A 24,527-nucleotide genomic window follows, 5' to 3' on the forward strand; every position below is an offset into this window, starting at 1 on the left:
CAAGAACTGAGCAGTATTATTCCGAATTCCCTGAATGTCCCCCAATAATTTGAAACCGACCCTGTCCTTACCGTGCATCCTTTGCGCATCTGAATCCGATCATCGCCGCCCAGCCGGAGTACCTCATCGCGCTTCTGTACGTGCTCCCGATGTTCGCCGGCGGGGTCACCCATGACCCTCCGCGCATGAGCTGCCTGCCTTCCGGCATTCCGGCGATTTTTTTGCCCCAGGGATATTCGGTCCAGTTTCCTTCGAGCACCTCCCATACATTGCCTGCCATGTCATACACTCCCTCGGGAGTTTTCCCCTTTTCGTACGAGCCGACCGGGGTCGTATGACCGACATGGTGGTCGAAATTCACCCGCTCCGGATTTGGCGGCTCATTCCCCCAGGGATAGAGACGGGCTTCTTTTCCCCGCGCGGCGATCTCCCATTCGTATTCCGTGGGAAGACGCTTTCCCGCCCATACCGCATACGCCTGCGCCGATTCTGGCCGCATATAGACGACAGGGTAGTATTCTTTCCCCGGAACGACACTATACTTCCCTTCGCCGTTTTTGACGATGCCGCAGAAGTCGGGATCCGCCATATCCTCCATGTAGTGGGTATCGTTCCCCCCTACGTTGAGAAACCGGGCATAATCGCCTGTGGTGACTTCGTAACGGTCGATGTAGAAATCTTCCACGGTGACGGTGCCTTTGGGAGAATCTTCGGGGTCGGTGTTGTCCGGGCCTATCGTATAGGTACCGCCTTTGATTTTGACCATGTCACCGACATTCGGCTTCCGTTTTGACAGGGGTGCTTCGGTGAATGGAAACGAGTTTTCGAGCTCCGGGTCTTTGGGATCGATGACCGTCCGGTCGGACAGGATAACACGTCCCCATGACTCGGGGACATGCATGTCGTAGGCGAGATTGGGTGTCCATGTCCAGTCCCAGCACGAGCCCTTGTGATCGAAATCCGTAATAGGCCATACATTGCGCGGCCATTGGTACTGAACACGGCTGAATCCGATTCTCATGCATGTACCGTTCCGGCTGAGTTTTCCCCTGCTCATGTTTGTCTCGTCGAGCGATTTCCAGGGGATCGACACCTCGATCGTCCATCCCCGGTCGGTGTCGAGGGGATAGTTGATGCTCCCGTCCACACGTACCGCAGCGCGCAGTCCCTCGAGGTCCCAGGGCAGGCTGTACGGCCGGTTGTAAAAGTGCTGCGGCCAGCTCATGGGAAGACCGCCGCGGTGGAATTCCTTATGGAAAAACATGTCCCAGACCGTTCCCAGAATGTTGAATTCAAGCTCGATGTAATTCTGCGCATCGTCATCACTATCGATGAATATCTCGAAGTCGTTGTCGCCGCATACCACCGTATCGTTCTCCGCAATATGGCCGACAAGGTTCGGTTCTTCCAGTACGGCCGCAAAGTAAATGCGGTCGTTATCCCAGAGCATTTTCACCCGGGTTGCGAGAAACGGTTTCGTATAACCCCGCGTCGAAAGGATATGATCGAACCTGTTTGTCCATTCGGCGTTTGCCCAGCTCGTTTCATCCAGTGAGCCGTCGACGACAACAGGCCCGACCGCCCGGTAAATGACATACTGCCGCGGTTTGTGACGTTCCGGGATATAGGGCGCGGCGCTCGATGGGTATTTATAGTGAGGATCACGGTCGAAGTTGGCAGAATCCGCCGGATGAATGATGGTAATCATGAAAAATGAAAAAACAAGCGGAACCAGCGCTGAGACATGAAGACGATTATACATGACGGTCTCCCGGTATAATAAAAACCTGTGTTTGTGCCTGATTATAGTAATTTACCTTATTTTCCACGGGAACTCTTCTCGTGCATAACATATTGATAATTCGAAATATTTTCTGTTTATGCTCACCGCTCTTCGAGTACCTGTAATTCGGTATCGGCCTGGCGGAGACGTTCGCCGATAGCAAGGGCAAGGCGGGCAAAGACCCGTACGCCCAAAGCTGCATCAGCCAGCGACTGTTCGTTGAACAGGGAGCGTGAGAGCACATAGAGATCGGTCGGAGTTTTTGCCTCGGCATCGGCTGAGCGGTGACCACGATCGAGAAAAGTGATTTCACCGAAAAAATCACCTCTGCCAAAAGTGGCGAGGTGATGGTATTTCCCCCCCTCGAGGGGCAGCAGAATCCGGACACTGCCGCGGCGGATAAAGTAAATCTCGTCTCCCTGGTCGCCGTGAGAGAAAATTCTCTGCCCCTGCGGGACAAAGAGTTCGTGCATGCAGGCGGCAAGCCCATCGAGCGTTCTGTCGTCTAACTCACGGAAAAGGTTGATGTCCCTGACCTCAAGCAGTTGTTCCTCGTCCTTTGTCTTGACCCCCGCAGCTTCCAGAATCTGTTCCTCCATCCATTCAAGCGCGCCGTCGAGAGTATCGGAAATCATGATACCGCCGCCTTTTCTGATGACGCCGAGCTCGGCCAGATAATGCTCGAAATCACGCTGATCGAGGAGGGCTGACGGCATACCGCTGAACAGAAGCTGCCCGTCGCGTTCCGAAAGCCGTACCTGCATCTGCTCGAAGAGGTGCGCTGCCGTGTAATCCATGGACTGAACACGGCGCATGTCGAGAAGGACAAAGCGCTTTGTCCTGAGGTCGGGTTCGAGCTGGGAATAGAGCTGGTCGGTGGTGCCGAAGAACAGATTGCCCTGGAGTTCGCAGAAAACCCCCTGATCGCCGTGCTGGACGAGGACAGCACGTTCCGCGGCAAGACGACGGGTTTTCGAGGACATCTGGTTGAGGTATCTCTTACGGCGAATGACCGTTCCCCGTATCTGGTCACGGATGAACAACAGGATCGCGAGAGCCACACCCACTCCGGAAGCGGCGATCAGATCGACTGTGACAGCGACAAGGATAACCCCGAGAATGATAGCGAAATCAAGCCGCCCGGCCGGGTAACGCAGCAGCCGGAACATGCTCCTGTCGAACATTCGCCATGCGATAATGAGCAGAATACCCGCCAGCGCGCCGATCGGTACCCATGCGATCAGCCGGCTCAAAAGAAAGAGGGTCATGAGGACAAATACGCCCTCGATGACACCGGAGCGGGGAGTTCGTCCCCCGCTGGTCACGTTGACAAGCGTTGGCCCCATCGTTCCGGAGCCCGGCATGCCGCCGGCCAGGGATGATACAAGGTTCCCGATTCCCTGGCCCATGAGTTCCCTGTCCGAGTTGTGACGGCTTCGGGTCTGAAAATCGAGTACCACGCATGTCTTCAGGGTATCGATGGACAACAGCACTGAAAGGGTGAGCGCGGAAATGAATATGAGCCGGATGGATGCAAGGTGGACGGAAAACAGAGAGGTTACCTGTCCGGAAACAACGTTAAGAAGATTGCCGGAGGTCTGGATCGGCCCGATTATGAGGGGATTATCCTTGATATCGAGCATACCCGAAGAAAGCGCGGCGAGAGCGAAATAGGCGACCATACCCCCCAGGAGGCCAAGGATTGTGGCAGGAACCTTTTTTGAAAGACGGGGGGCAATCACCATGACGGCCATGGTGAAAAGCCCGACAGCGAGACTCTGCCATGTCCAGAGTCCCGGCAAGAACAAACCGTGGAGAAGCGATGTTCCTTTTGGCAGGCCGAACAGTTTGGGAAGCTGGCCGAGGGCGATGAGGACTCCCACTCCGGAGAGATAGCCGCTGACTACCGGGTAGGGAATGAATTTTATCAGCCTGCCCCCGCCTATGACTCCGTAGAGAATCTGAAATCCGGCTGATATCACAGCGGTCAGCACCAGGAGCGAGGGAATGCTTGCCGGATCGAGCCCGTTTCCGGATGTTTTGGAAAAAAGTTCCAGAGCCAGCGCGGAAAGGACAGCGGCCGCCGGTGCGCAGGGAGCGGATATAAGTCCCCCCGTCCGTCCGACCAGAGGCGCGACAATACCGAGCACCGCCGCGCCGAGAATCCCGACAAGGGCGCCCTGTCCCGCATACTCCGGCCCGAGCACCGTATAGACGAGGACTCCGAAGGCGATGGAGGAGGGCAGCGCAACGAGCATTGCCGAAAGTCCGCCCCACAGATCATCGATCCACGAATGTGTTTCCTGCATGCCTTTACCGGTTTGAGCAGTCATGATATCACCTCACGATGTCCCGGAAACAGTATGGAAACACCCATGATGGGCAAGAATATTTATGTTGATCTCTGTAAATATTCAGGAGCACTGTGGTTAAAAAATTTCTGCGGCACACCCTATAAACTATAATGAAATGTTGCAAATGACAAGCATGATAATTGTATATGCTTCAGAGTGAAAATAATAAAACCCCCCCTGTTTGAATTATAATCTGAAAAATTTACGGGATTCAATAGACTGATGATTTATGCTGACAGAGTTTATTTACTCGATAATTCTTGAAAAATCCTTGGAATTTCGAAAAGTGTGATTATTCCCGTATAAGAAAAAATCCGGTTGTAATTCATGAAATTTTCATTTTATTAGTATTCAAAGCAATAAAATTATGTAATAATGTAATTATAGTCATTGTATATGCACTGTATACTGCTTCCGTACCTGTAAACAAGGATTCCATTGTATGATCATGCTCTCGCGCAGAAAAGCTCTCATGGCGGCCATGGCATGGGGAACCTGTTCAGTTGTGGGTTCGGCCGCTGCCCAGACAGCGGGTAGCGGCAAAAAGGAAACGAGCTATATCGCTGCCTACGACACCGAATCGCCGTCATGTCTTGAGGCCTGCAAAGCCATCGTCGCCGTACACAGGAAGTTACACATCCCGGCGACATTTTTCATTGTGGGAAAAACGCTCGAAGCCAATTCCGCCGACTATCGTCAACTTCTAAATGATCCCCTTTTCGAGGTAGCATCGCATACCTATTCACACCGGATGCTGCGGGATAATCCCTTCTGCGGGTCAGAGATTCCCCTCAATGAAAAACGTACGGAGATTTTCAAGGGCAAGGAGGTAGTCGAACGGGTGTTCGGGAAACCCTGTACCGGACTTCGTCCGGGATGCGGATTCGTCGACGGTTTCAGGGGAGCGAACGATGTGCTCGGTCTTGTACGCGAAGCGGGTTTCAAATATACGAGCAGCCTGCTCTGGGGGCCCGACTACTCGATGCCTGCACTGATAACAGAACCGTTCACATACGCCCCGGATGGATACGCTGACCTGTGGGAACTGCCCGGTCATGGCTGGCACGAGAATCTGCTGAAAAACAACAACAAGTTCGGTCCGAGCCGCATGACACTCTGGCCGTCCGCGATGCCTGAAGCCATCCCGCCGGGATTCGTGACCACACCGCAGGAGGAATTCGCGGTCAACAGGATTTTTATAGAAAAGGCCGCTTCCACGGGGGCGACATATCTCTCGTTCATCTGGCATCCCTGGTCGCTGTTCTCGTTCGATCCCGGTATGAAAATGCTCGAGCTGACATTTTCCCATGTCCGCAAGCTCGGATTGAAGCCGTGCACATATTCGGATATGTATGCCCGGTTATCGGGGTAAGCATGTCCGTTCCACGGTTACCTGCCGGTGAATAATGTGCCGGACACAGCAAGTTGTCATAACGGTAAGGATTATATTCCGGAGAACCATCCGGTCGAACAGACCATACGCAGTGTTGGGCAGATGATTATCGCATAAACCGTTCATCCTGAGGTGCATATGAGGACTGTGATATACCATTTCTGTTTCTTCTGTGTCGTTATGCTTTTTGCAGCCGCATTTCCCTGCAATGCGCAGGAAACTTACAACACATGGGATTTGACATCGTTCGGCGAGATGGCATCATGGCCGTCATCGGGCGATGTTCTCGGGGCGCCGGTTACAAACGCGAAACTCATCGAGGTTCCCCGGACTGCTGACAACGAGTGGAACATCGGAGCCTGGTGGCAGGAGGAGCGCGATGTTGTACGGATCGAGGTTACACACAGCGGCGCGGTAAACGAATCCCTCGCGAAAGCTGTCTCCGTCGAGTACTGGAACAGAACATGGCCCGGAGAACCGCCCCGCCTGCATACCATCGAAGACCGGGCGGACGATCCCTGGCAGGGCGAATGGACGAAAGCTGCTGTGAACTCTTCGATCAACGGGCGAACCATCGCATTCACCTTCAAACCCCTGACGACAGAGGAAAACGGGCGCGCCGGCAATCTTCCCGAAGCCGTCGTTTACCGCCGGACAATGAAAATCCGTCTTGTGTACACCATCAAACCTTCCGCCGTAACCGCATTCCATGTGTATTCCCCGACGAAGGAGAAAAAGGTATCATGCTCCATCGAGTTTCTCGGTGATACGACCGTGAACTCGCCGGTTGAGGGCTCCCTGGAGATTTTCAACGGCCGCATCGGAAAGGTTTCGGGATGGGGGCTCACCCGGGGCGATACGGTTGACCGCCCATCGGGGTGGAAACTGCGTCCCGAGGGCAAACCGAAAGGTATCCGGGCCGATATCATCACCGCATCACCCGATCTGCCGGGATCGAACGACCTGACCATTATGACTGTCAGGAGCTCGCGGGGGACATTCTCATTTCTTGTGGACGATCTCGATAAAGGCCCCATATATATACCGTTGTACGCCGTGTTCATAAAAAAGGCGGATGATGCGACTACTTTCGCCGGTTTTGGGGCTGTTCAGGGCCGCACTATACGCGATCAGCTCAGGGTCGAGCCCGAGCAGACTTACGACCGTGCGGTGGCCGAAATCCCTGTGCTTTCCGTATCCCTGCGCGAGGACGGCAGACGGCTGTATCTGCCTCTGGCGGCGGATGCGAGCTGGCAAAAGTTCGCATTCGAATGGGGCGGCGGTTTCTTCATGAGTAAACGGCAGACGAAGGCGAAAGGCGCCGAGCTTGCGCGCTTATCCTGGGACAGCGATGTGCTTCACTGGTATATCGGAACCGGAGAAAATCCCGTGTATATCCGTGATGATGACAAGTCCCGAATGTCCATTCTTGACGATTATCTCCCGGTGCCGGAAGTGATCTGGAGCCATGAGGGGCTGAATTTCCGCGAGGAAGCCTTCGTGACCCTGCTCGAAGGGCCGTTGTCGCCATATGACGCGGGACGAAGCGAACAGACGCCTGCCATTCTCATGATTGCCCTTTCTATCGAAAATCCAAAGGATACAGACGCGATAGCCCATGTCTGGCTCAAAGCCGATTCGCTTGCAAGCCCGGTAGTTCGGAACGGTTTCATCTGCGATTCCAGAAACGGCGAAATCTTTCTCAGGGCCGGAGTAAAACTTCCTTCCGGCAATATCCTGCCCGACCAGACTGTAAGGGACAATGCCGTTCATCAGCCCGTTGAAATCCCTGCTCATCAGGCAGTGACCGTATACATTTCTGCGCCGTTTGCGGGCGATCTCACCATCCGTGACATCCCCCGTATCGCCGCACTCGATTACGGGGCCGAGCGTTTGCGGGTGACCGAATACTGGCGGACTGTGGTCAATGCCGGAACCGCTTATAATGTCCCCGAGCGGAAATTCAACGAAATGGCCCAGTCGGTTATCCCCCATATCAGGATAAGCACCTCGAAAGACCCGAAAAGCGGCCTCTTCATGGTTCCGGCGGCGAGCATGTCCTATGGCGTGTATTCGAACGAGTCTTCCTTCCAGACCCTTTTTCTCGACCGGATCGGCGACAGCGGAACGGCTGCCTCGTATCTGGAAACGTTCCTGAAGCTCCAGGGCACCGACCCTATGCCGGGGACGTTCACAGGCGACCAGAGCGCTGTGTTCCACGGCGGCAGGGTCGATGAGACATACAATTATACCTCCGGCAGGTATAACCTCGACCACGGCACTGTCCTGTGGGCTATGGCTCAGCATTACCTTTTATCCCGTGACAGGGCATGGCTCGACCATGCGGCGCCCAATATGCTCAGGGCAGCCGACTGGATCATCGAACAGCGTAACCTGACAAAACTTCTCGATGGTCAGGGGAGACCGGTGCGTCACTACGGGCTTCTCCCGGCGGGAAGGCTTGAGGATAACGATGAATGGGGATTCTGGTTCGCGGTGAACGCCTATGCCTGGCTGGGCCTGCAGAGTACCGCCGATGTCTTCGGACAGACGGGCATTCCCGGAGCCGACCGCCTTGAAAAGGAGGCCGCCGACTATCTGAAGGATATCCGCACCGCAGTAAAGCGATCAAGCGAACTCGCCCCCGTGGCGCGCCTCCGAAACAATACTTATGTTCCGTTCGTGCCGTCCCATGTCTATCAGCGATTCCGGTATTTCGGTCCCATGCGGTCGAAATATTATGAACGGTACCGGCAGAACACCCTCCTGACATTCCGTCTTTCGGCGACACGGGAAGCCCTCTATGGCCCCATGATTCTCATCACGACCGGAATTCTTGAACCGCGCGATTCCCTGTCCGATGCGATACTCGATGACTGGGAGGACAATATCACGCTTTCAAGCTCGCTGGGACAGCACATCCACGGCGTGGTGGACGACGAGTACTGGTTCAGCCGCGGGGGCATGGTCTTCCAGCCCAATCTGCAGAATCCCATCCAGGCGTACCTGCTGCGGAACGAAATCCCGGCGGCGATTCGCAATATCTATAATTCCATGGTCTCCTGTCTCTACCGGGATGTCAATGCCTTTACCGAGGAATACCGCCGATGGGGTGTCGGCAGCGGGCCCATGCACAAGATTCCGGATGAGGCCCGGTTCGTGAACCGTGTCTGCGACATGCTGGTCATGGAATCCGGCAATGAGCTTTGGATTGCGCCCGGCACGCCGAGACGATGGCTCGAACCCGGCAGGCCGATAGAACTGTATTCGGCCCAGACCATATTCGGGGAAGTCTCCTATGTCATGCAGCATGGTGGTAATCCCGGCACGGTCAGGGCGCATATTGAGCTTAAACCCGTGAAAACGCCGGGGAAAATTGTGCTGTTCGTCCGCGCGCCCTTCGGAAAACCGATGCGGTCGGTCACGGTGAATGGCAGGCAGTGGGAAGGCTTCGATACGGAGCGTGAAGCGGTCACTCTCGATCCTTCGGGTGGTGTTTTCGATGTTCTTGTATCGTATTGATGCTCGTTCATGGTTTGGTTTATGGTCTATGGTCTATAGTTTATGGTTCATGGTTTGGTTTATTTAGTCGGGTATCGATGATTCATTTTTTCAAGGGAGCGCGCTGCATGAAAATAACCGATGTTGAAACCATACTGCTCAGCCTGCCGGATATCGCCTGGCGCACGGATGGCAGCCAGGATACGGCAGTTGTGAAGGTCACCACCGACGAAGGAATCGTGGGTATCGGCGAGGTCGATTCCTCGCCGCGGGTGGTCAAGGCGATCATAGAGGCGCCGAAATCCCATACGCTCTGCCGCGGTCTCAGGGACATCGTCATCGGCCAGGACCCCTTCAATATCCGGCAGATATGGGATAAAATGTACGAAGGATCGCTCTATTACGGCCGTCGCGGGGCGGTCATCCATGCAATGAGCGGCATCGACATCGCTCTGTGGGACATTCTGGGGAAAGCAACCGGTAAGCCGGTTCACACCCTTCTTGGAGGAAACTGCTGTCAGAACATCAGAGCCTATGCGAGCTCGTTGTTCGGCGATACCGTCAGTGAGACCGGCGATATGGCGAGACGCTATGCAGACATGGGATTTACAGCCGTGAAGTTTGGCTGGGAACCGCTCGGAAGCGATCCGGACAACGATGTGGCGCTCGTGCGTGAGATTCGCCGTGCGGTCGGCACCGACAGAGATGTCATCATTGACGCTGGCCTGGTCTGGGATGCCAAAACCGCGATCATGATGGCCCGTCGGTTCGCCGATTATGACATCTACTGGCTCGAGGAGCCGCTCCATCCTGATGATCTCGACGGGTACGCACGGTTGACCGGGGCCACCGAAGTCCGGATAGCCGCCGGTGAGGAGGAAAGCGAACGCCACTCCTTTATCGAGCTCATGGATCGCGGGGGTATCGATGTGGTTCAGGTGGATGTGACCCGCTGCGGCGGATTGACCGAGGCTCTCCGCATTGCCGGTCTTGCACGGGACCGTCGTCGTCCGGTCGTGAACCATTCGTTCAAGACAGGCATCAATATTGCCGCTTCGCTCCATTTTCTTGCAGCGATTCCGAATTCCTTCATTTTCGAATACTGCGTGAGCCAGTCGCCTCTCAGGCACACGCTCACAAAACAGCGTTTCGAAGTCGTCGACGGCCGTGTATCGGTTCCCCAGGAACCGGGGCTCGGTATCGAGCTCGATGAAACCGTCATCGCTCAGTACAGGGTTGCCTGATCATGAAACGGATTACCTGGACCGGGAACGACACGCTTGTCTATACCGAAGATGCCCCTCTTCCCGCACCACCGGGCAGAGAGGAAGTGCTCGTCAGGGTTACCGCTGTCGGACTCTGCGGTACCGACGTGCATATCGTCAGCGGCAGGACGCGGTTCACCGACCCGCCCCATGTGCTGGGGCACGAGATTGCCGGTGTAGTCGAAGAAACAGGCGACGCTGTGGAATGCCCGGCCGGAACACGGGTGACCATCGATTCCGTGGTGGGATGCGGTGAATGTGTGTTCTGCCACCGGGGAGCGACACAGTTCTGCCCCAATGGGTATGAAATCGGCCAGACGGTAACCGGGGGAATGCAGGAGTTCATAACGGTTCCGGCGCGGAACGCGATTCCTGTTCCCGACGGTATCGGCGATGAGGTTGCCGCCATTCTCGATCCCGAAGTACTGGGCGCGCTGGTCAAGCCCGGAGTATGTGCAGGAGAGACTTTTCTGGTCATCGGCCCCGGTCCCGCGGGACTGATTGCCGTGCAGATCGGCAAAATTCTGGGCGCCGGAACGACAATCCTCATGGGAACCCGTCCCGAACGTCTAAAGCTTGGCGCACAGCTCGGCGCCGATATCACTATCAACCCTGCTGTACAGAATCCCCGTGAAGTGGTGAATGATGTCACGAAAGGACGGGGCGCCGGTCTCGTGTTCGATGGAGCCGGGACATCTTCAAGCCTTGCATCGGCCCTCGATCTGGTATCGGTGCAGGGGCGTGTCGTGCTGTACGGTGTTCATGGCTCGCCGGTACCCACCGTGAATATCGATATAATCACACTGAAGGATTTAACCGTTTACGGCGCTCTTTCGGATCGTGTAGGATGGGAACGTTTGTTTGGATGGCTCCTTGATGGCTCACTCGATCTCGCATCGATCATCACTCACCGGTTTCCGTTCAGCGAGGCTCAGCAGGCGTATGAATGTGTTCGTGACCGCCGCGACGGAGCTATTAAAGCGGTTCTTTTCCCGGCATGATTTTCGGGACGTCGAGATTCATCGGACAGGAAGGTGAAACGTGGGACATATTATCGTTGAAACGGCATGGCAGTATCACGGATTGCAGGCAATCTGCATCGAGAATTCACTGTTGAGAATCGTAGTTCTCCCCGAGCTCGGCGGCAAGATATTCCGGCTCATCCATAAACCGTCCGATACCGGCATTCTCTGGCAGAATCCCCGTCTAATCCCGCGTCGGCTCCCCACAGGATCGCGGTTCGACGATCATTTTTACGGCGGATGGGACGAGCTCTTCCCCAATGACGAACCGACATCGGCAGCCGGTGAACCATACCCGGATCACGGCGAGCTCTGGACGCTTCCCTGGCAGGCGGTAATAGAGGAAGAATCCGACGAGCAGGCGGTGCTGCACATGTGGTGTTACGGTTCGGTTACCACTGCCCGGCTGGATCGCTGGCTGACCGTAAAACGCGACAGCCCGTTGCTTACGTTCCGGTATGAACTTGTCAACATGAGCCATACCGGTCTCGATTTCCTCTGGAAACTTCACCCGGCGCTCAATATCTCCCCGTCGAGCCGTATCGATCTGCCGCCCTGTACGGTCATTCGGGGCGATCGGGAATTCAGCTTCTTGGTCGGGGAAGAACGCTTCCCCTGGCCGGTTTGCAGGGGAAAGGACGGTGACGACTGCGACCTGCGGTTCATGTTCGGCTCCGGGCGTCCGTTCAAAGAGTTTGTCTACTGCATCGATTTGGAGAATGGCTGGTGCGCGATGACCGATTCTGAAAAGAGAGTGGGTTTCGGCATGCATTTTCCGAAGGAAATATTCACATCGGTCTGGCTGTTTATCACAGATGGCGGCTGGCGCGGTTATCGCACGGCCATTTTAGAACCCTGCACCGCCTATCCGTTTCTTCTCGACAAAGCCATCGAGCAGGGAACCTGCGGTCATCTGAATCCCGGTGAAACGCTGAAATGCGAGGTTGAAGCCGTCGTATATGAGGGCCTCTCCGGTGTAAAAGGCATAGAATCCGGAGGACAGGTCATCGGTATATGAAATACCGGTGATTGTTCCTGATCCGGCCTGTAAAAAATTATGTGGAACGCGGATTTTCGCGGATTTGTTTTATATCTTATTTTTATTGTGAAAGAATTATAATTACTAAAGATAGTATATACAATTTGTTATATCTATTTGTGCCTTTGTGTCTTTGTGGTTAAATATTTTTCATGAATGATCCGGGCTGAAAATCGGACTGTTTTCTGAAGACACAGTGCATCACCGGCATCCCGCATGAACGGCGAATGAGGGAATTATATGTTTGCAATCGGCGCCATGGATTTTATCATCTTCGCGCTGTACATTGTCGCTGTGCTCCTTATCGGTTTTTTTGCGGGACGTAACAAGGGAGCACAGGCGGAGGGATTTTTTCTTGCCAGAGGGCGTCTTCCGTGGTACGCCGTCGGTTTCGCCATGGTTGCAACATCCATCAGCACCGAACAGTTCATCGGGGCTTCGGCAAAGGCATACGAAGTCGGTCTCGCGGTCATCCACTGGGAATGGGGAGTATTCCCCTCCTTCGCCCTGCTGATGGTCGTTTTCATGCCGCTCTATTTCCGGCGGCGCATCATGACCATCCCCGAGTACCTCGAACGAAGATTCAGCCCCCTTGCACGGTCTATCTTTTCGGCAATGACACTGGCGAGTTATTTCATCATCAATCTTGCAGGTGTGCTCTTTTCCGGCGGATACCTGATGCACCAGGTGTTTGGATTTCCGGTGGTTACTTGCATCTGGCTTCTGGCTGTATTGACCGGTCTATATACGGTCTATGGCGGCATGTCGTCTGTGGCATGGACGGAAACACTTCAGAGCGTTCTGCTCATTGTCGGCGGGCTTTTCATCACGGTGACGGGATTGATGCACATCCCCGGCGGATTCATGGAAGCGGTCGGCACCGGCGAACGTGCCCACCTGTTTCTGCCGATCGATCATCCCGAACTGCCCTGGACTGCTATCCTCGTCCTCATGTTCTCCACGAATGTCTGGTATGCCTGCACCAACCAGTTCTATATCCAGATGTGTCTGGGTGCGAAAAACGAATGGAACGCCCGCATGGGAGTGGTATTCGCCACCTTCCTCGGTATTCTGCTGGGGCTGGCAATCGAGTTCACGGGCATCGTGGGATACCGTCTTGCGCAGATCGGCGCAATGCCCGTTCCACCCGAGCCGAATGCTGTCTATCCCTATCTTGTCCGTTACATGGTTCCCGCCGGATTACGTGGCATCGTATACGCCGGTGTTTTCGCGGCCATCATGTCCACTATCAGCGCCCTCGTTCATTCGATTGCGACTCTCTTCTCGATCGACTTTTACCGTGTGTACTTCAGGCCCGATGCCTCGGATCGCCACCTCGTGACCGTGGGCCGTGCAACCGGAGGTATTCTGCTTGCGGCTGCGGCGCTGTGGGCTCCGGTTGTCGGAACATTCCCCACCATTTTCGATTATTTCCAGCAGAGCTGGGCGGTCATGGCGGCGCCTTTCGCGGTGATATTTACAACCGGCGCGCTCTGGAAACGGGCGACAAACCGCGGGGCAATCGTGACCATGCTTCTCGGAATGGTGCTCATTCCTCTGACATTCTGGCTCGAAAAGCGGATTCTCCCCGGATTCAATTTTTTCAATCTCGTCGGCATCGAATTTTTCCTGCTGCTCGGAGTGATGATTGCCGTAAGCCTCTTTTCATCGACACCTGACAGCGAACAGGTGCGCACGGCTGTATGGACACGCGATCTTGCTAATCTCCCTCCCGAAGAATGTCCGAAACCCTATTCCTGGTACAAAAATTTCTGGCTCTGGTGGGGAATATCCGTGGCATGTATGATTACGCTCTACATCATATTCTGGTAGATGTCTATTTTTGAATGATTTCCAGTAAGCCGTAGCTTCTTCGGATACGAAAAGCGTTTGGGATCGGTTATTTCAAAATATTCCGTGCAATTCTGTCTGCCGGATGAATCGAACCATTGGTTTTTATCAAACATAAACTGTCGGGGATCGGAGTTGCCATATGAATCGGAGAAACTTTGTCAAGTACATCGCTGCGGGGAGTCTGGCGACCGGGGCTGCGCCGCTGCTCTGGGGAAATCAGAAACAATGGCGGGGAGCCAATGACCGTATACGTGTCGCCGTTATCGGAATTCACGGGATGGGACAGAATCACATTCTGGAATACTCGAAACTCGAAAATGTGGAAGTTGCGGCTCTCTGTGATGTGGATGAAAACCTGTTTGAAGAGCGGATTAAGAAACTGTTTACCGATCGGGGATTGAAAAGACCGCAGACATATGGGGATATCCGTAAACTGCTCGAGGACAAGACCATCGATGCGGTTTCCGTTGTCACGCCCAATCACTGGCATGCGCTGGCTGCTATCTGGGCCATGCAGGCAGGGAAGCATGTGAGTGTCGAAAAACCGTGCTGTTACAACATTTTCGAGGGTAAAAAACTCGTCGAAGCCGCTCAAAAATACAAGATGGTCTGTCAGGACGGCGCCGAACAGCGAAGCAATCCCTGCGCCCGGACAGCGGTCGAGTTTTTACGAAAAGGCGGAATAGGCGAGGTCTATATGGCCAAGGGAATGTGCTATAAATGGCGTGATACCATCGGGAAATACCCCGATGGGCCAGTCGAACCATATACGAAAGAATACCTCGGTAAAGTCCATTACGATCTGTGGATCGGCCCCGCTCCCGAACGGCCTTTCAACCGCAATCGGTTCCACTATAACTGGCATTGGAACTGGGAATACGGGAACGGGGATATCGGCAATCAGGGGCCTCATGAAATGGATATTGCGCGCTGGGGACTCGGGGTCACTCTGCCGACGAAAGTTACTTCCATGGGCGGCCATTTCATGTTTGACGATGCACAGAACACGCCCAATGCCATTGTGGCGCTGTTCGAGTTTCCTTCCCAGGAAGGCGGCGGCGATAAAAAGAAAATGCTCCAGTTCGAGGTCCGTCACTGGAATACCAACGACGAAGGCGATATCCGGAAGCAGGCAAACCAGAACAAGGATAACACACAGGGATATATGATGAGCGATGTGAATGTCATCGGGAACATTTTTTATGGGTCTGAAGGTTACATGGTCAAAACGGTCGACCGGTGGTGGACATTTATGGGGAAAAAACAGGAACCCGGTCCCTCCGGCGGCGGCATCGGCAATCATTACCAGAATTTCATCGATGCTGTTCGGGCAAACGATCCGGGTATTCTGACCGCGCCGATCATAGAAGGCTATCATACCTGTTCGCTCGTTCATCTTGCGAACACGTCCTACAGGCTGGGACGATCCCTGGTTTATGATCCGGTCAATGAACGCTATGTCGGTGACAAAGAAGCGGATGCGATGATGAGTCGTGATTATCGGAAGCCGTTTTATGTGCCCGATAAAGTGTAAGCAGTGCAGGGCGGTAAAGAATATTTACTATATTTATACTGGATAGCGTTTATAAAGACCTTTACGATTTACGAAGTACGGTTTTATCCCCGGGTAGATCGGGGATCGATTTTCTGATGACGCTCTAATTTCCATACTGAATTGTGGTGTAATATATTGATTATAAATAGATATAGAACATAGACACCAATGGTTTTTTATCCCGTTGAAAAGCCCCCTGTTCACAACCGGTTTTCGGAAAAAGAATGGGTGCTGTCCGAGCGAGCCGAAGGCTCGTGAGTTCACACATTCCCGAAAAACGGGAAATGAACAGGGATAAAGGCTTTTCACGGGCGCCTTTTCCTTGGGATACTTTCCTTTGGGCGCGCAAAGGAAAGTATCATATTATAAGGGATTCATATAATAGGGCGTGTTTGTTGGAGCCTGAAGAACCTCTATAATTCGTAAATCGTACTTCGTAAATCGTACATTATTTACATCGAAATGTAGCTCATAGAATTCACCTTCGTATGATTCTGCGCCAGAAAAAAATTTACGGAACATACTGAAAGGAAATTGCCATGATGAGACGTTTGATTTCACCCGGTAACCGGATAATCACCGCTGGTGTCATTCTGCTGCTCCTGAACGTGCTCGCCGTGGGCTGCCGTAAACCGGCCGACACGAAAATTCCCGGTAAGCCGGCAAAACTTCTCTCTGTACGTAAAATCGTTGTTCTGAATGACAACTGGCATTTCCAGATCGATGTCAACGACATCGGTGAACAGGAACGCTGGTATGCCGGGGATTTCGACAGGAATGCATGGACTCCCGTAACCGTTCCGGGTGCATGGGATTGCTACGATGAGGCCCTGTGGGGTTACGAGGGCATCGGCTGGTACGCGACGACGATCGATCTGGGAGATTTCGATGCCGATAAGCGTACGGAGCTCATTTTCAACCGGGTCATGTATTACAGCAGGGTATGGATCGACGGCGAATACATCGGTGAAAACATCGGCGGCTATCTTCCGTTCTCGTTCGATGTGACCGATCACCTTCAGCCCGGCAAAACCAGTACCCTTGTGCTCAGGGTAGACAACCGGCCGAGAATAGAATGGCTTCCCGCGGCGAAACGGATCGAATGGATGCAGTACGGCGGGATTCTGCAGCCGGTGAGGCTTGTCGGAACATCGAAAACCCGTATCGCCGATCTGGCGGTCACTGCGGTACCCGATAAAGGCGGCGCAAACGTTTCCTGTACCGTTGAGATTTCGAATACGGCCGACACGGATAACGAGCTCGTCCTTTCCGTGGAAATCGAGGGTGTCACCGGTCAGGCGGACACCACCGTGAATGTTCACACCGGACCCGGCGAAACCACGAAAGTCCCCGTCGAAATCTCGATCGAAAAAGCCGAAGCATGGTCTCCCGATTCCCCGGTGTTGTATACCGTTACTGCCAGCCTGACACACAATGGGGACATCATCGACACCGTTTCAGACCGGTTCGGGATAAGAGCCGTAACTACGAACGGCACCGATATTCTCCTCAACGGAATCCCTGTCACCATCAAGGGAGTCAACCGTTACGACGATTACGACAGGATGGGCCCCGTTGTTCCCACGGATGTCTTACGCCGGGAGCTGAAACTCATGAAACAGGTCGGGATCAACACCATCCGCGTTCACTATCCCCAGTCGCCCGATCTGTTATCGCTGTACGACGAGTACGGATTCATGATGATAGAAGAAGTTCCGATCAACTGGTGGGGTCAGGACTGGTGGGGCAGGGACGGGGTGAATCAGAGCCTCGAAATCCTCGATCAGGCGAAACCTGTGCTGAGAAAAATGGTCGCGCGCGACAAGAATCACCCCTGCGTTATCATCTGGAGCATGGCGAACGAAAGTAAAACGAACAATGACATCGGTATAACCGTGATGCGTGAGCTGATCCGTCTGGCGAAGTCGCTCGACAAAACCCGTCTCGTCACGTTCGTTGCCAATGGGGATCCACGGGAACATCGCGCGTTCGATGAGGCGGATATCGTCTGTTTCAACAAGTACTATGGAATTTTCGAGGGCCAGTTATGCCGTCACACCGCCCAGATCGATTCGTTTGCATACCAGCCGACTGTCAATATCCTGACGCTCATGCGGAGCTATTTCGGTAATAAGCCGATCGTCATTACCGAATTCGGCGCCCGCGGTATCAGAACCATTCACGGTGATGTCTACTATTCGGAAGATTTTCAGGCTGCCTATATATCGAGAATATGGGATGCGATCCGGAGTGTTCATGGGATTTCGGGAGGCGTGCTCTGGTGCTGGGCCGATTATTATCACCGCAGAGATTTCTTCGACTATGCTGTTTTCGGCCCCTATGGTGTCGTGAGCGTTGACCGCAAACCCAAGTTTTCGCTCGATACGCTTGCACGGATGTACGGAGGTACTTTATCCGATAAGAAATAACACATCCGTCATGAGAGAAGTTCCGCCATTTGCGGACAGCTTTCATGGTCACAGAAATATCGGCAGCCGGGCTGTTCGATATATATGGTAATACTCGGATAAACATGCTCATGCATACCACGGGCGTTTACGGTCGAGCTTTCCGCCGAGCACCTCCATGGCGATGTTGACATCGTCCACGATCTGAAAGTCGTACATGCCCACACATATGAAGTCGGCGCCGCCGTCGAACGCATACTTGAATCCCTCTTTCGGCTCGATTGCGCCGGCAGCGAGAACCTTGAAAGCAATCCATGGCTGGCTGAGTGTCCCCATGAACTCGATGGTCTCTTCCGGTTCGGTACACCAGAGATTGTCATGGTCTCCGAGTCCCTCTTTCGCTCCTTCGAGCCGGGCCGACCAGTAATCTGTCCGATGAAGCGTTTTTACCCAGAAATCCGGTATAACACCCTGTTCGACGCATTTTTTGACCGTATAGAGGTCATGCGCCCCGATACCGGCGGGGATGCCATTCTGACGGATGAGGTCGATCGCCTTCCCGACCGGCTCGACATTCCCCTCGCGGGCGTATTGGTCAGCGCTTGCGCCGTGCACATAACACGCGCTCGCGCCGAAATCGACACACCGCTTCGCTCCCTCGATGATGTTGTCCGATGTGGTATTGGGTATGAATTTGATTTTGCCGATGCCACGGCGCCAGTATTCGTCCATGACACCCGACAGAATCGGATTTGTGAGAAAGGCGTTGATTCCGCACTTCTCGGCAAGCATGAACGTTTCGAATATCTTCGCCTTGTGGTGGTATGCCTTGACGAGATTGGAGACATAGAGGAGATCGCGGGCGTGGACGAAGCCGTTGATCAGGTTCCCGCCGAGGATGACGCGGCTCAGTCCGAGATTCTTGATTTGAGCCTGCGGAACCTTCTCTTTGAGGTTTTCCATGCTCGTGAAGCTGAAGGTCTTGGCTGTCGCGCGAGAGACCGCATCGGCCTGAAATTCCTTGAGGCGCTTCTCCTCGTAGCTCTCCCATCCGAGTTTCCTGAGCACTGCAATGATGAATATCCCGAGTACCGGGAATGTGGCGAGACTTTTGAAAAGCTCGCGGCGGCCGATTGAAGGGGGGGTATCATGGTTTTCGCCCGTCTGCTGCGACGCCTCTTTGGGGAGTGGTTGAGCGACCGAATCACCGGTGCGTTTTAATCGCAGATATGCAACATACCGGTCGAGCCCGAGGAATGTCCCGGTCGGAAAAAGCGCCACCACAATCAGAGCGATGAGTTCCACGAGGTTTTTATCAACGATCAGGTAGCTTCCCTCGGTTATAACACCGTAATCCATGCCGATGAACGGAGGATTGGCGACATAGTACAGAAAAAGAAGGACAATGCCGAAAACGGCTGAGGGGCGGGTTAACAGACCGGCCATGAGTCCCAGTCCGATGAGTGTGAGTCCCCAGATGTTGAGGAAATCGACTACGGAAAGGACGGAGGGTGTGTCAGCAATCCAGTGGAATATCGGGGAGAATATCCACTTGGAAATGGCGAGAAATCCCTTGGATGTCCAGTCAGGGGTATAAATCTTGGCGACACCCTCGTAGAGAAAGTGCCATCCGACAGCCACGCGGAGCAGCGTGAGAGCGGAAAGCTGAATGAGGGTAACGGGTCGGTCCGGTTCGCTGCGAGGTATCATGATCTTGTTTTCCCCTTTCGAGCGGCTGAATCGAGTATTATGGGTTATAAGAACAGATCAATCATGAATCGGCAGAACTGCGAATGGTATTTTTTCACACGCCCGGTTATAATACATGCAGATATAGAATGTGTTTAATCTTTTCTTTATTTCTCCGTTGATTAAACAGTAACATCGGATAACCTCATGCTGAACTGGTTTCAGCATCGTTTTAAATCACTACGGGCACCTATATTGCCCGTTCGATTGCAACCTGGTATTATATATTGTGCCTTGGTGCCTTTGTGGTGAAAAATCTTCATAAATAATCCGGATATTATTTTCACAAATTTATCATAATTCTCCGTATTGTCAATGTTAATAAAAAATCCGTGTTCATCAGTAGTCTATTGAATCTTGAAAAGGTAAAAAAAGGGGGCCGCTTTCTGTTGTCGCGGGAAGCAGCCCCATTTCAGTTTGTATATACAGGCAGGATTACAAAATTCCTGTTGAGAGATAATGTCTACCGTTTCTTTTGTTCTTTCCATAAATCGGTATAACTGACCAGCTTGATGCCTTTGGCCAGAATCATCGATTTAACCTCGATGCTGGTGAGGACCCCTAATTCAGCCGCACGGTGGGCGCCGACCCCGCCATTGGTAAAGATGTGATCGGGCTGGGTATGAATGAGGGCATCCTGTTCCGGCGATTCTATTCCGATATGACAAACCCATAGCCATAATCCCGGTTTGAGCTCCTGAAGCATTTTTACTGCGGCATCTTTTTTCTGGGCTACCGGGACAGTATAGACACTGCCGGGACTTCCTTCACCAAGCTCGGACGATATGGGTACATTATTTTCTTTTGCGATGGTTTTGATGACATTTTCGAGGCCCGGATAGTCGTTCAATTCCATATAATGGGTATCGACATACTGGACATTAATACCTTTTTTCTTTGCCAGAGCCACTTGTGCTCTCAGTTCCGCATCTATCTCTTCGATTTTGGGCTTATGCGCCCAGAGCACATCAGGTGATGTGTACAGAAATCCATCCTCGTCAACGATTGAGGATACCTTGTCATACGGGAGCACCGGGCGCCATCTGTATCCGCGCCATTCACCCACCAGCGCGAGATGAACGCCGGTACACCAGCCCGGGTTTTTCCTGCACAGCTCGGCTGCGCCTTCAAACCACGGCCCCGGAACGATGATTGCGCCGCTTGTCAGGACTCCCTCATTGAAAGCTTTCTCGAAGCCTGCAAGTGATCCCTGGGTCATGCCCATGTCATCGCCGCGAACGATGACCCTGATATCCTGGGCACCTGCCGTTTGCGGAATTACCCAAACAGCAATACATAAAACGCAGAGTACAGCAGCAGCTTTAAACACTGTCTCTTTCATGACAGGGCTCCTCCTTTTGTGATTTTTTAAGTACTGGTTGCCTTGTTTAAATTTAAAATATATAATTATCTTATGCTGCGCTATAGTATTATTTGTATTTTTCTCATGATGTTTTCGGGTGCTGTTGATAATAAAATGACAGTTTATCAAGTCGTTGGGGCGCTATGCAAAATGAGGCCGCTTCGATTCATTTTCATGGTTGTAAAAAAGGAAGCGAATGATGATGTTCAGAACTCGTGCTGTTCTCTGTGCCGTGACTTGTGCATTGTTGCTTATGTTTTCAGGTATTGCCGCCGAAAATACTAAAAATACTGCGGGGCCGAATGAGAAATTGTATGTTTTCCTTCTTATCGGACAATCCAATATGGCCGGGAGAGCCCCGATCGGGGACGAAGACAGGGCGCCCATCGAGCGGTGCTATCTGCTCAATGCCTCGGACGAGTGGGAAATCGCATCGAATCCGCTCAACAGGTATTCACGGTACCGGAAAGAGATGAGCATGCAGAAACTCAATCCCGGTTATACCTTTGCAAAGAAAATTCTCCGCTCGGACCCGTCCATAACCGTGGGTCTCGTGGTCAACGCACGCGGTGGAACGAGCATCTCACAGTGGAGCAGAGGGGGACTTCTCTACTCTGAGGCGGTGAGACGGGTAAAAATCGCACAGAAGACCGGCGTGCTGAAGGGAATTCTCTGGCATCAGGGCGAAGCGGACTGTTCCGATCCACTGTACCTTGACAAGCTGAAGGTATTGATCGGTAATTTCAGAGAGGACCTCGGGGCGCCAGACCTTCCCTTTATCGCCGGGCAGATAAACGGATCATGGCCGGTGAACGATCAGATTGCCAGACTCCCCCGTGAGGTTCCCTGTACCGGGTTTGCCTCATCCGAAGGATTGAATGTGCTCGATGACTGGCATTTCGACACCCCGGGCATGAGGATTTTCGGCGAACGCTATGCCGACGCGGTTCTGCCTTTTCTCGGGAAAAAACAGCAGAGGACCGTGAAATAAAACCTTTGTAATCGAGGTCTGTGCAGAATAATAAGGTTCACATGGGCCTGTGTCGTTTCTCAGCCTGGTTTTATCTGAAAATGCATCTGCTGTTTCATGTGCCAAAGCCCCGGCCTGGTGTCGGGAGTCCCCGTAACGCCGTCATTCCCGAATCGCTGATAGGGAATCCTTTTTAAATGACTTGCAGGAATTTGGAATAAAACACATATGGTACATTGTCGGGAGGGATATCTTTGAAATACCTGAACACAATCGATTATACGGTCATTCTGATCTATTTTTCGATACTTCTCGGTCTCGGTCTTGTGCTCAAAAAGATGGCGTCACGAAGCCTCGAAGATTACTTTCTCGGAGGCAGAAAGCTCCCCTGGTGGGCGCTCGGTGTCTCGGGAATGGCGTCGTATCTCGATATGACCGGCACCATGATCATTACATCGTTTCTGTTCATGCTCGGTCCCCGGGGACTGTTCATAGAGTTCCGGGGCGGCGCTGTCCTGCCGCTCGCTTTCATGCTCGTCTGGATGGGGAAATGGCACAGGCGGTCACGGTGTATAACCGGCGCCGAGTGGATGATATTCAGGTTCGGCGAGGGTTTCGGCGGTCAGTTTGCCCGTCTTACCGCGGCATTGGCAGCGATACTGCTCACTGTCGGCATGCTGGCATACCTCGTGAAAGGTGCAGGGCTTTTTCTGTCCATGTTCCTGCCTTTTTCTCCGCTCGCCTGCTCGCTCATCATGATAGGTGTCGCAGCGTTGTATACCATGGCTTCTGGTTTTTACGGCGTTGTGTTCATCGATCTTTTTCAATCAATGATCATTCTTGTTGCGGTTGTTGCGATTTCGCTCATGGCGTTCCTAAAACCATACGATGTTCAGAGCCTCGCCGCACTGGCCCATAGTGTAACCGGCAGCGCCGAATGGACGAGTTCACGGCTGCAATGGTTTACATCCATGCCGCGGGGTTACGAAGCCTACCGTCACCTTGCGATGTTCGCGATGTTTTACTTCCTCCGCCAGATATTCGGTGGCATGTGCGCGGGGGACGACCCCAAGTATTTCGGCGCCCGCAGCGACCGTGAATGCGGCACGCTGACCTTCATGTGGACATCCCTCATGATGTTCCGGTGGCCCATGATGATGGCGTTTGCGGTGCTCGGACTTTTTCTCGTGCAGAATCTGTTTCCCGACCAGGGGGTGCTGATTCAGGCCGCCGATCTCATCAAGAATCACCTCGGCGCAGTCGACAAGAGCCGCTGGCCCGATGCTCTTGCCGGAATCATCAATGCTCCCGGCCATTATCCGGCGCTCGTCGCCGGTCTCTCCAATCTGCTGGGGGATGACTGGTCATCGAAACTCCAGCTTCTGAGTTTCGAGGGAACCGTCAATCCCGAGCGCATTCTTCCGGCTGTCATTCTCTATGACATACCGATGGGTTTCCGCGGGATGATTCTTGTGGCGCTCATCGCTGCGGCTATGACCACATTCGATTCCACGGTCAACAGGACGACGGGTTTCTTCATCCGTGATATCTATCAGCGGTATATGAGACCTTCAGCCCCGAACAGGGAAATGATCGTTGCAAGCTGGGTTTTCATTGTCGTTCTCGTTGCGGTCGGGTTTGCCCTCGGATACTCGACAAGAAGCATCAACGATATTTGGGGATGGATCAACATGAGTTTCGGAGCCGGTCTCCTTATCCCCAGTCTCATGCGGTTTTACTGGTGGCGTTACAACGGCGGAGGTTTTGCCCTCGGCACCGTTGTCGGGATGGTTTTTGCCGTTGCACAGCGTTTCATGTTTCCCGAGCTCGACGAGCGTCTTCAGTTTGCGCTCGTAAGTGTTGTATCGTTCGCCGGCGCCGTTGCCGGAACCTATTTGAGCAGGCCGACCGACCGGGCGATACTCGAAAACTTTTACCATAAAACCCGGCCGTTCGGTTTCTGGGGGCCGCTCAGGAAAAAAATGTCCCCTGATATCCGCGCCGGTATGGAACGGGAGCACCGCTACGATATCATCGCGCTTCCGTTTGTTCTTGGCTGGCAGATCACGCTTTTCATGCTGCCAATGCAGCTCATAATTAAATCCTATGGGGCATTCCGGGTTACATTTGCTGTCTGGGCCGTATGCTTCGCAGGGATGTACCTGTTCTGGTACCGTAAGCTGCCGGAAGGATGATTTTATCCGTGATGCGGGTGAGTGAGAGAAAACGGAGATACCCGATAAGTTCTCAAGATTCGATAGAACGCGGATT

Annotated in this window: 14 protein-coding genes; 10 read left to right on the forward strand and 4 right to left on the reverse strand. The window is 53.3% G+C overall.

Features of this window, described 5'->3' with window-relative positions; translation table 11 throughout:
- Nucleotides 1-67: 67 nt before the first annotated feature.
- Nucleotides 68-1,762, reverse strand: coding sequence for an SUMF1/EgtB/PvdO family nonheme iron enzyme (locus LLG96_09970; GenBank protein ID MCE5250530.1), 1,695 nt, complete (start codon nucleotides 1,760-1,762; stop codon nucleotides 68-70).
- Between the two features lie 122 nt (nucleotides 1,763-1,884).
- Nucleotides 1,885-4,116, reverse strand: coding sequence for an SLC26A/SulP transporter family protein (locus LLG96_09975; GenBank protein ID MCE5250531.1), 2,232 nt, complete (start codon nucleotides 4,114-4,116; stop codon nucleotides 1,885-1,887).
- A 463-nt stretch (nucleotides 4,117-4,579) separates the two neighbouring features.
- On the opposite strand from LLG96_09975, the gene LLG96_09980 reads away from it, so the two are divergent.
- The 8 genes from LLG96_09980 (at nucleotide 4,580) to LLG96_10015 (ending at nucleotide 18,195) form a co-directional block, all read left to right on the forward strand.
- On the forward strand, nucleotides 4,580-5,509 hold the full coding sequence (locus LLG96_09980; GenBank protein MCE5250532.1) for a polysaccharide deacetylase family protein: 930 nt from the start codon (nucleotides 4,580-4,582) through the stop codon (nucleotides 5,507-5,509).
- Nucleotides 5,510-5,668: 159 nt separating this feature from the next.
- Nucleotides 5,669-9,052, forward strand: a complete 3,384-nt coding sequence (locus tag LLG96_09985; protein MCE5250533.1) for a hypothetical protein — start codon at nucleotides 5,669-5,671, stop codon at nucleotides 9,050-9,052.
- Between the two features lie 107 nt (nucleotides 9,053-9,159).
- The gene (locus LLG96_09990; GenBank protein ID MCE5250534.1) at nucleotides 9,160-10,275 is read left to right on the forward strand and encodes a mandelate racemase/muconate lactonizing enzyme family protein; all 1,116 of its coding nucleotides are present in this window, start codon (nucleotides 9,160-9,162) and stop codon (nucleotides 10,273-10,275) included.
- A gap of 2 nt (nucleotides 10,276-10,277) precedes the next feature.
- Complete coding sequence (locus LLG96_09995; protein MCE5250535.1) at nucleotides 10,278-11,297, forward strand: alcohol dehydrogenase catalytic domain-containing protein; 1,020 nt, start codon at nucleotides 10,278-10,280, stop codon at nucleotides 11,295-11,297.
- A 40-nt stretch (nucleotides 11,298-11,337) separates the two neighbouring features.
- Nucleotides 11,338-12,336, forward strand: coding sequence for a DUF5107 domain-containing protein (locus tag LLG96_10000; GenBank protein MCE5250536.1), 999 nt, complete (start codon nucleotides 11,338-11,340; stop codon nucleotides 12,334-12,336).
- 261 nt (nucleotides 12,337-12,597) lie between these two features.
- The gene (locus LLG96_10005) at nucleotides 12,598-14,190 is read left to right on the forward strand and encodes a sodium/solute symporter (protein MCE5250537.1); all 1,593 of its coding nucleotides are present in this window, start codon (nucleotides 12,598-12,600) and stop codon (nucleotides 14,188-14,190) included.
- 160 nt (nucleotides 14,191-14,350) lie between these two features.
- Complete coding sequence (locus LLG96_10010) at nucleotides 14,351-15,745, forward strand: Gfo/Idh/MocA family oxidoreductase (protein MCE5250538.1); 1,395 nt, start codon at nucleotides 14,351-14,353, stop codon at nucleotides 15,743-15,745.
- Between the two features lie 560 nt (nucleotides 15,746-16,305).
- Complete coding sequence (locus LLG96_10015) at nucleotides 16,306-18,195, forward strand: hypothetical protein (GenBank protein MCE5250539.1); 1,890 nt, start codon at nucleotides 16,306-16,308, stop codon at nucleotides 18,193-18,195.
- 108 nt (nucleotides 18,196-18,303) lie between these two features.
- On the opposite strand, the gene LLG96_10020 is transcribed toward LLG96_10015, so the two are convergent.
- Both LLG96_10020 and LLG96_10025 read right to left on the reverse strand, forming a co-directional pair.
- Nucleotides 18,304-19,884 carry a DoxX family protein gene (locus LLG96_10020; protein MCE5250540.1) on the reverse strand — a complete coding sequence of 527 codons (1,581 nt, stop codon included), beginning with the start codon at nucleotides 19,882-19,884 and terminating at the stop codon, nucleotides 18,304-18,306.
- Nucleotides 19,885-20,386: 502 nt separating this feature from the next.
- On the reverse strand, nucleotides 20,387-21,265 hold the full coding sequence (locus LLG96_10025) for a ChbG/HpnK family deacetylase (protein ID MCE5250541.1): 879 nt from the start codon (nucleotides 21,263-21,265) through the stop codon (nucleotides 20,387-20,389).
- A gap of 274 nt (nucleotides 21,266-21,539) precedes the next feature.
- Here LLG96_10025 and LLG96_10030 point away from each other — a divergent pair, with 274 nt between their 5' ends.
- On the forward strand, nucleotides 21,540-22,277 hold the full coding sequence (locus tag LLG96_10030) for a sialate O-acetylesterase (GenBank protein ID MCE5250542.1): 738 nt from the start codon (nucleotides 21,540-21,542) through the stop codon (nucleotides 22,275-22,277).
- Nucleotides 22,278-22,510: 233 nt separating this feature from the next.
- Nucleotides 22,511-24,451, forward strand: coding sequence for a sodium:solute symporter (locus LLG96_10035; protein MCE5250543.1), 1,941 nt, complete (start codon nucleotides 22,511-22,513; stop codon nucleotides 24,449-24,451).
- The last annotated feature ends 76 nt before the right edge of the window (nucleotides 24,452-24,527 follow it).

Source organism: bacterium, from assembly GCA_021372535.1.
GTDB lineage: Bacteria > Latescibacterota > Latescibacteria > Latescibacterales > Latescibacteraceae > JAFGMP01.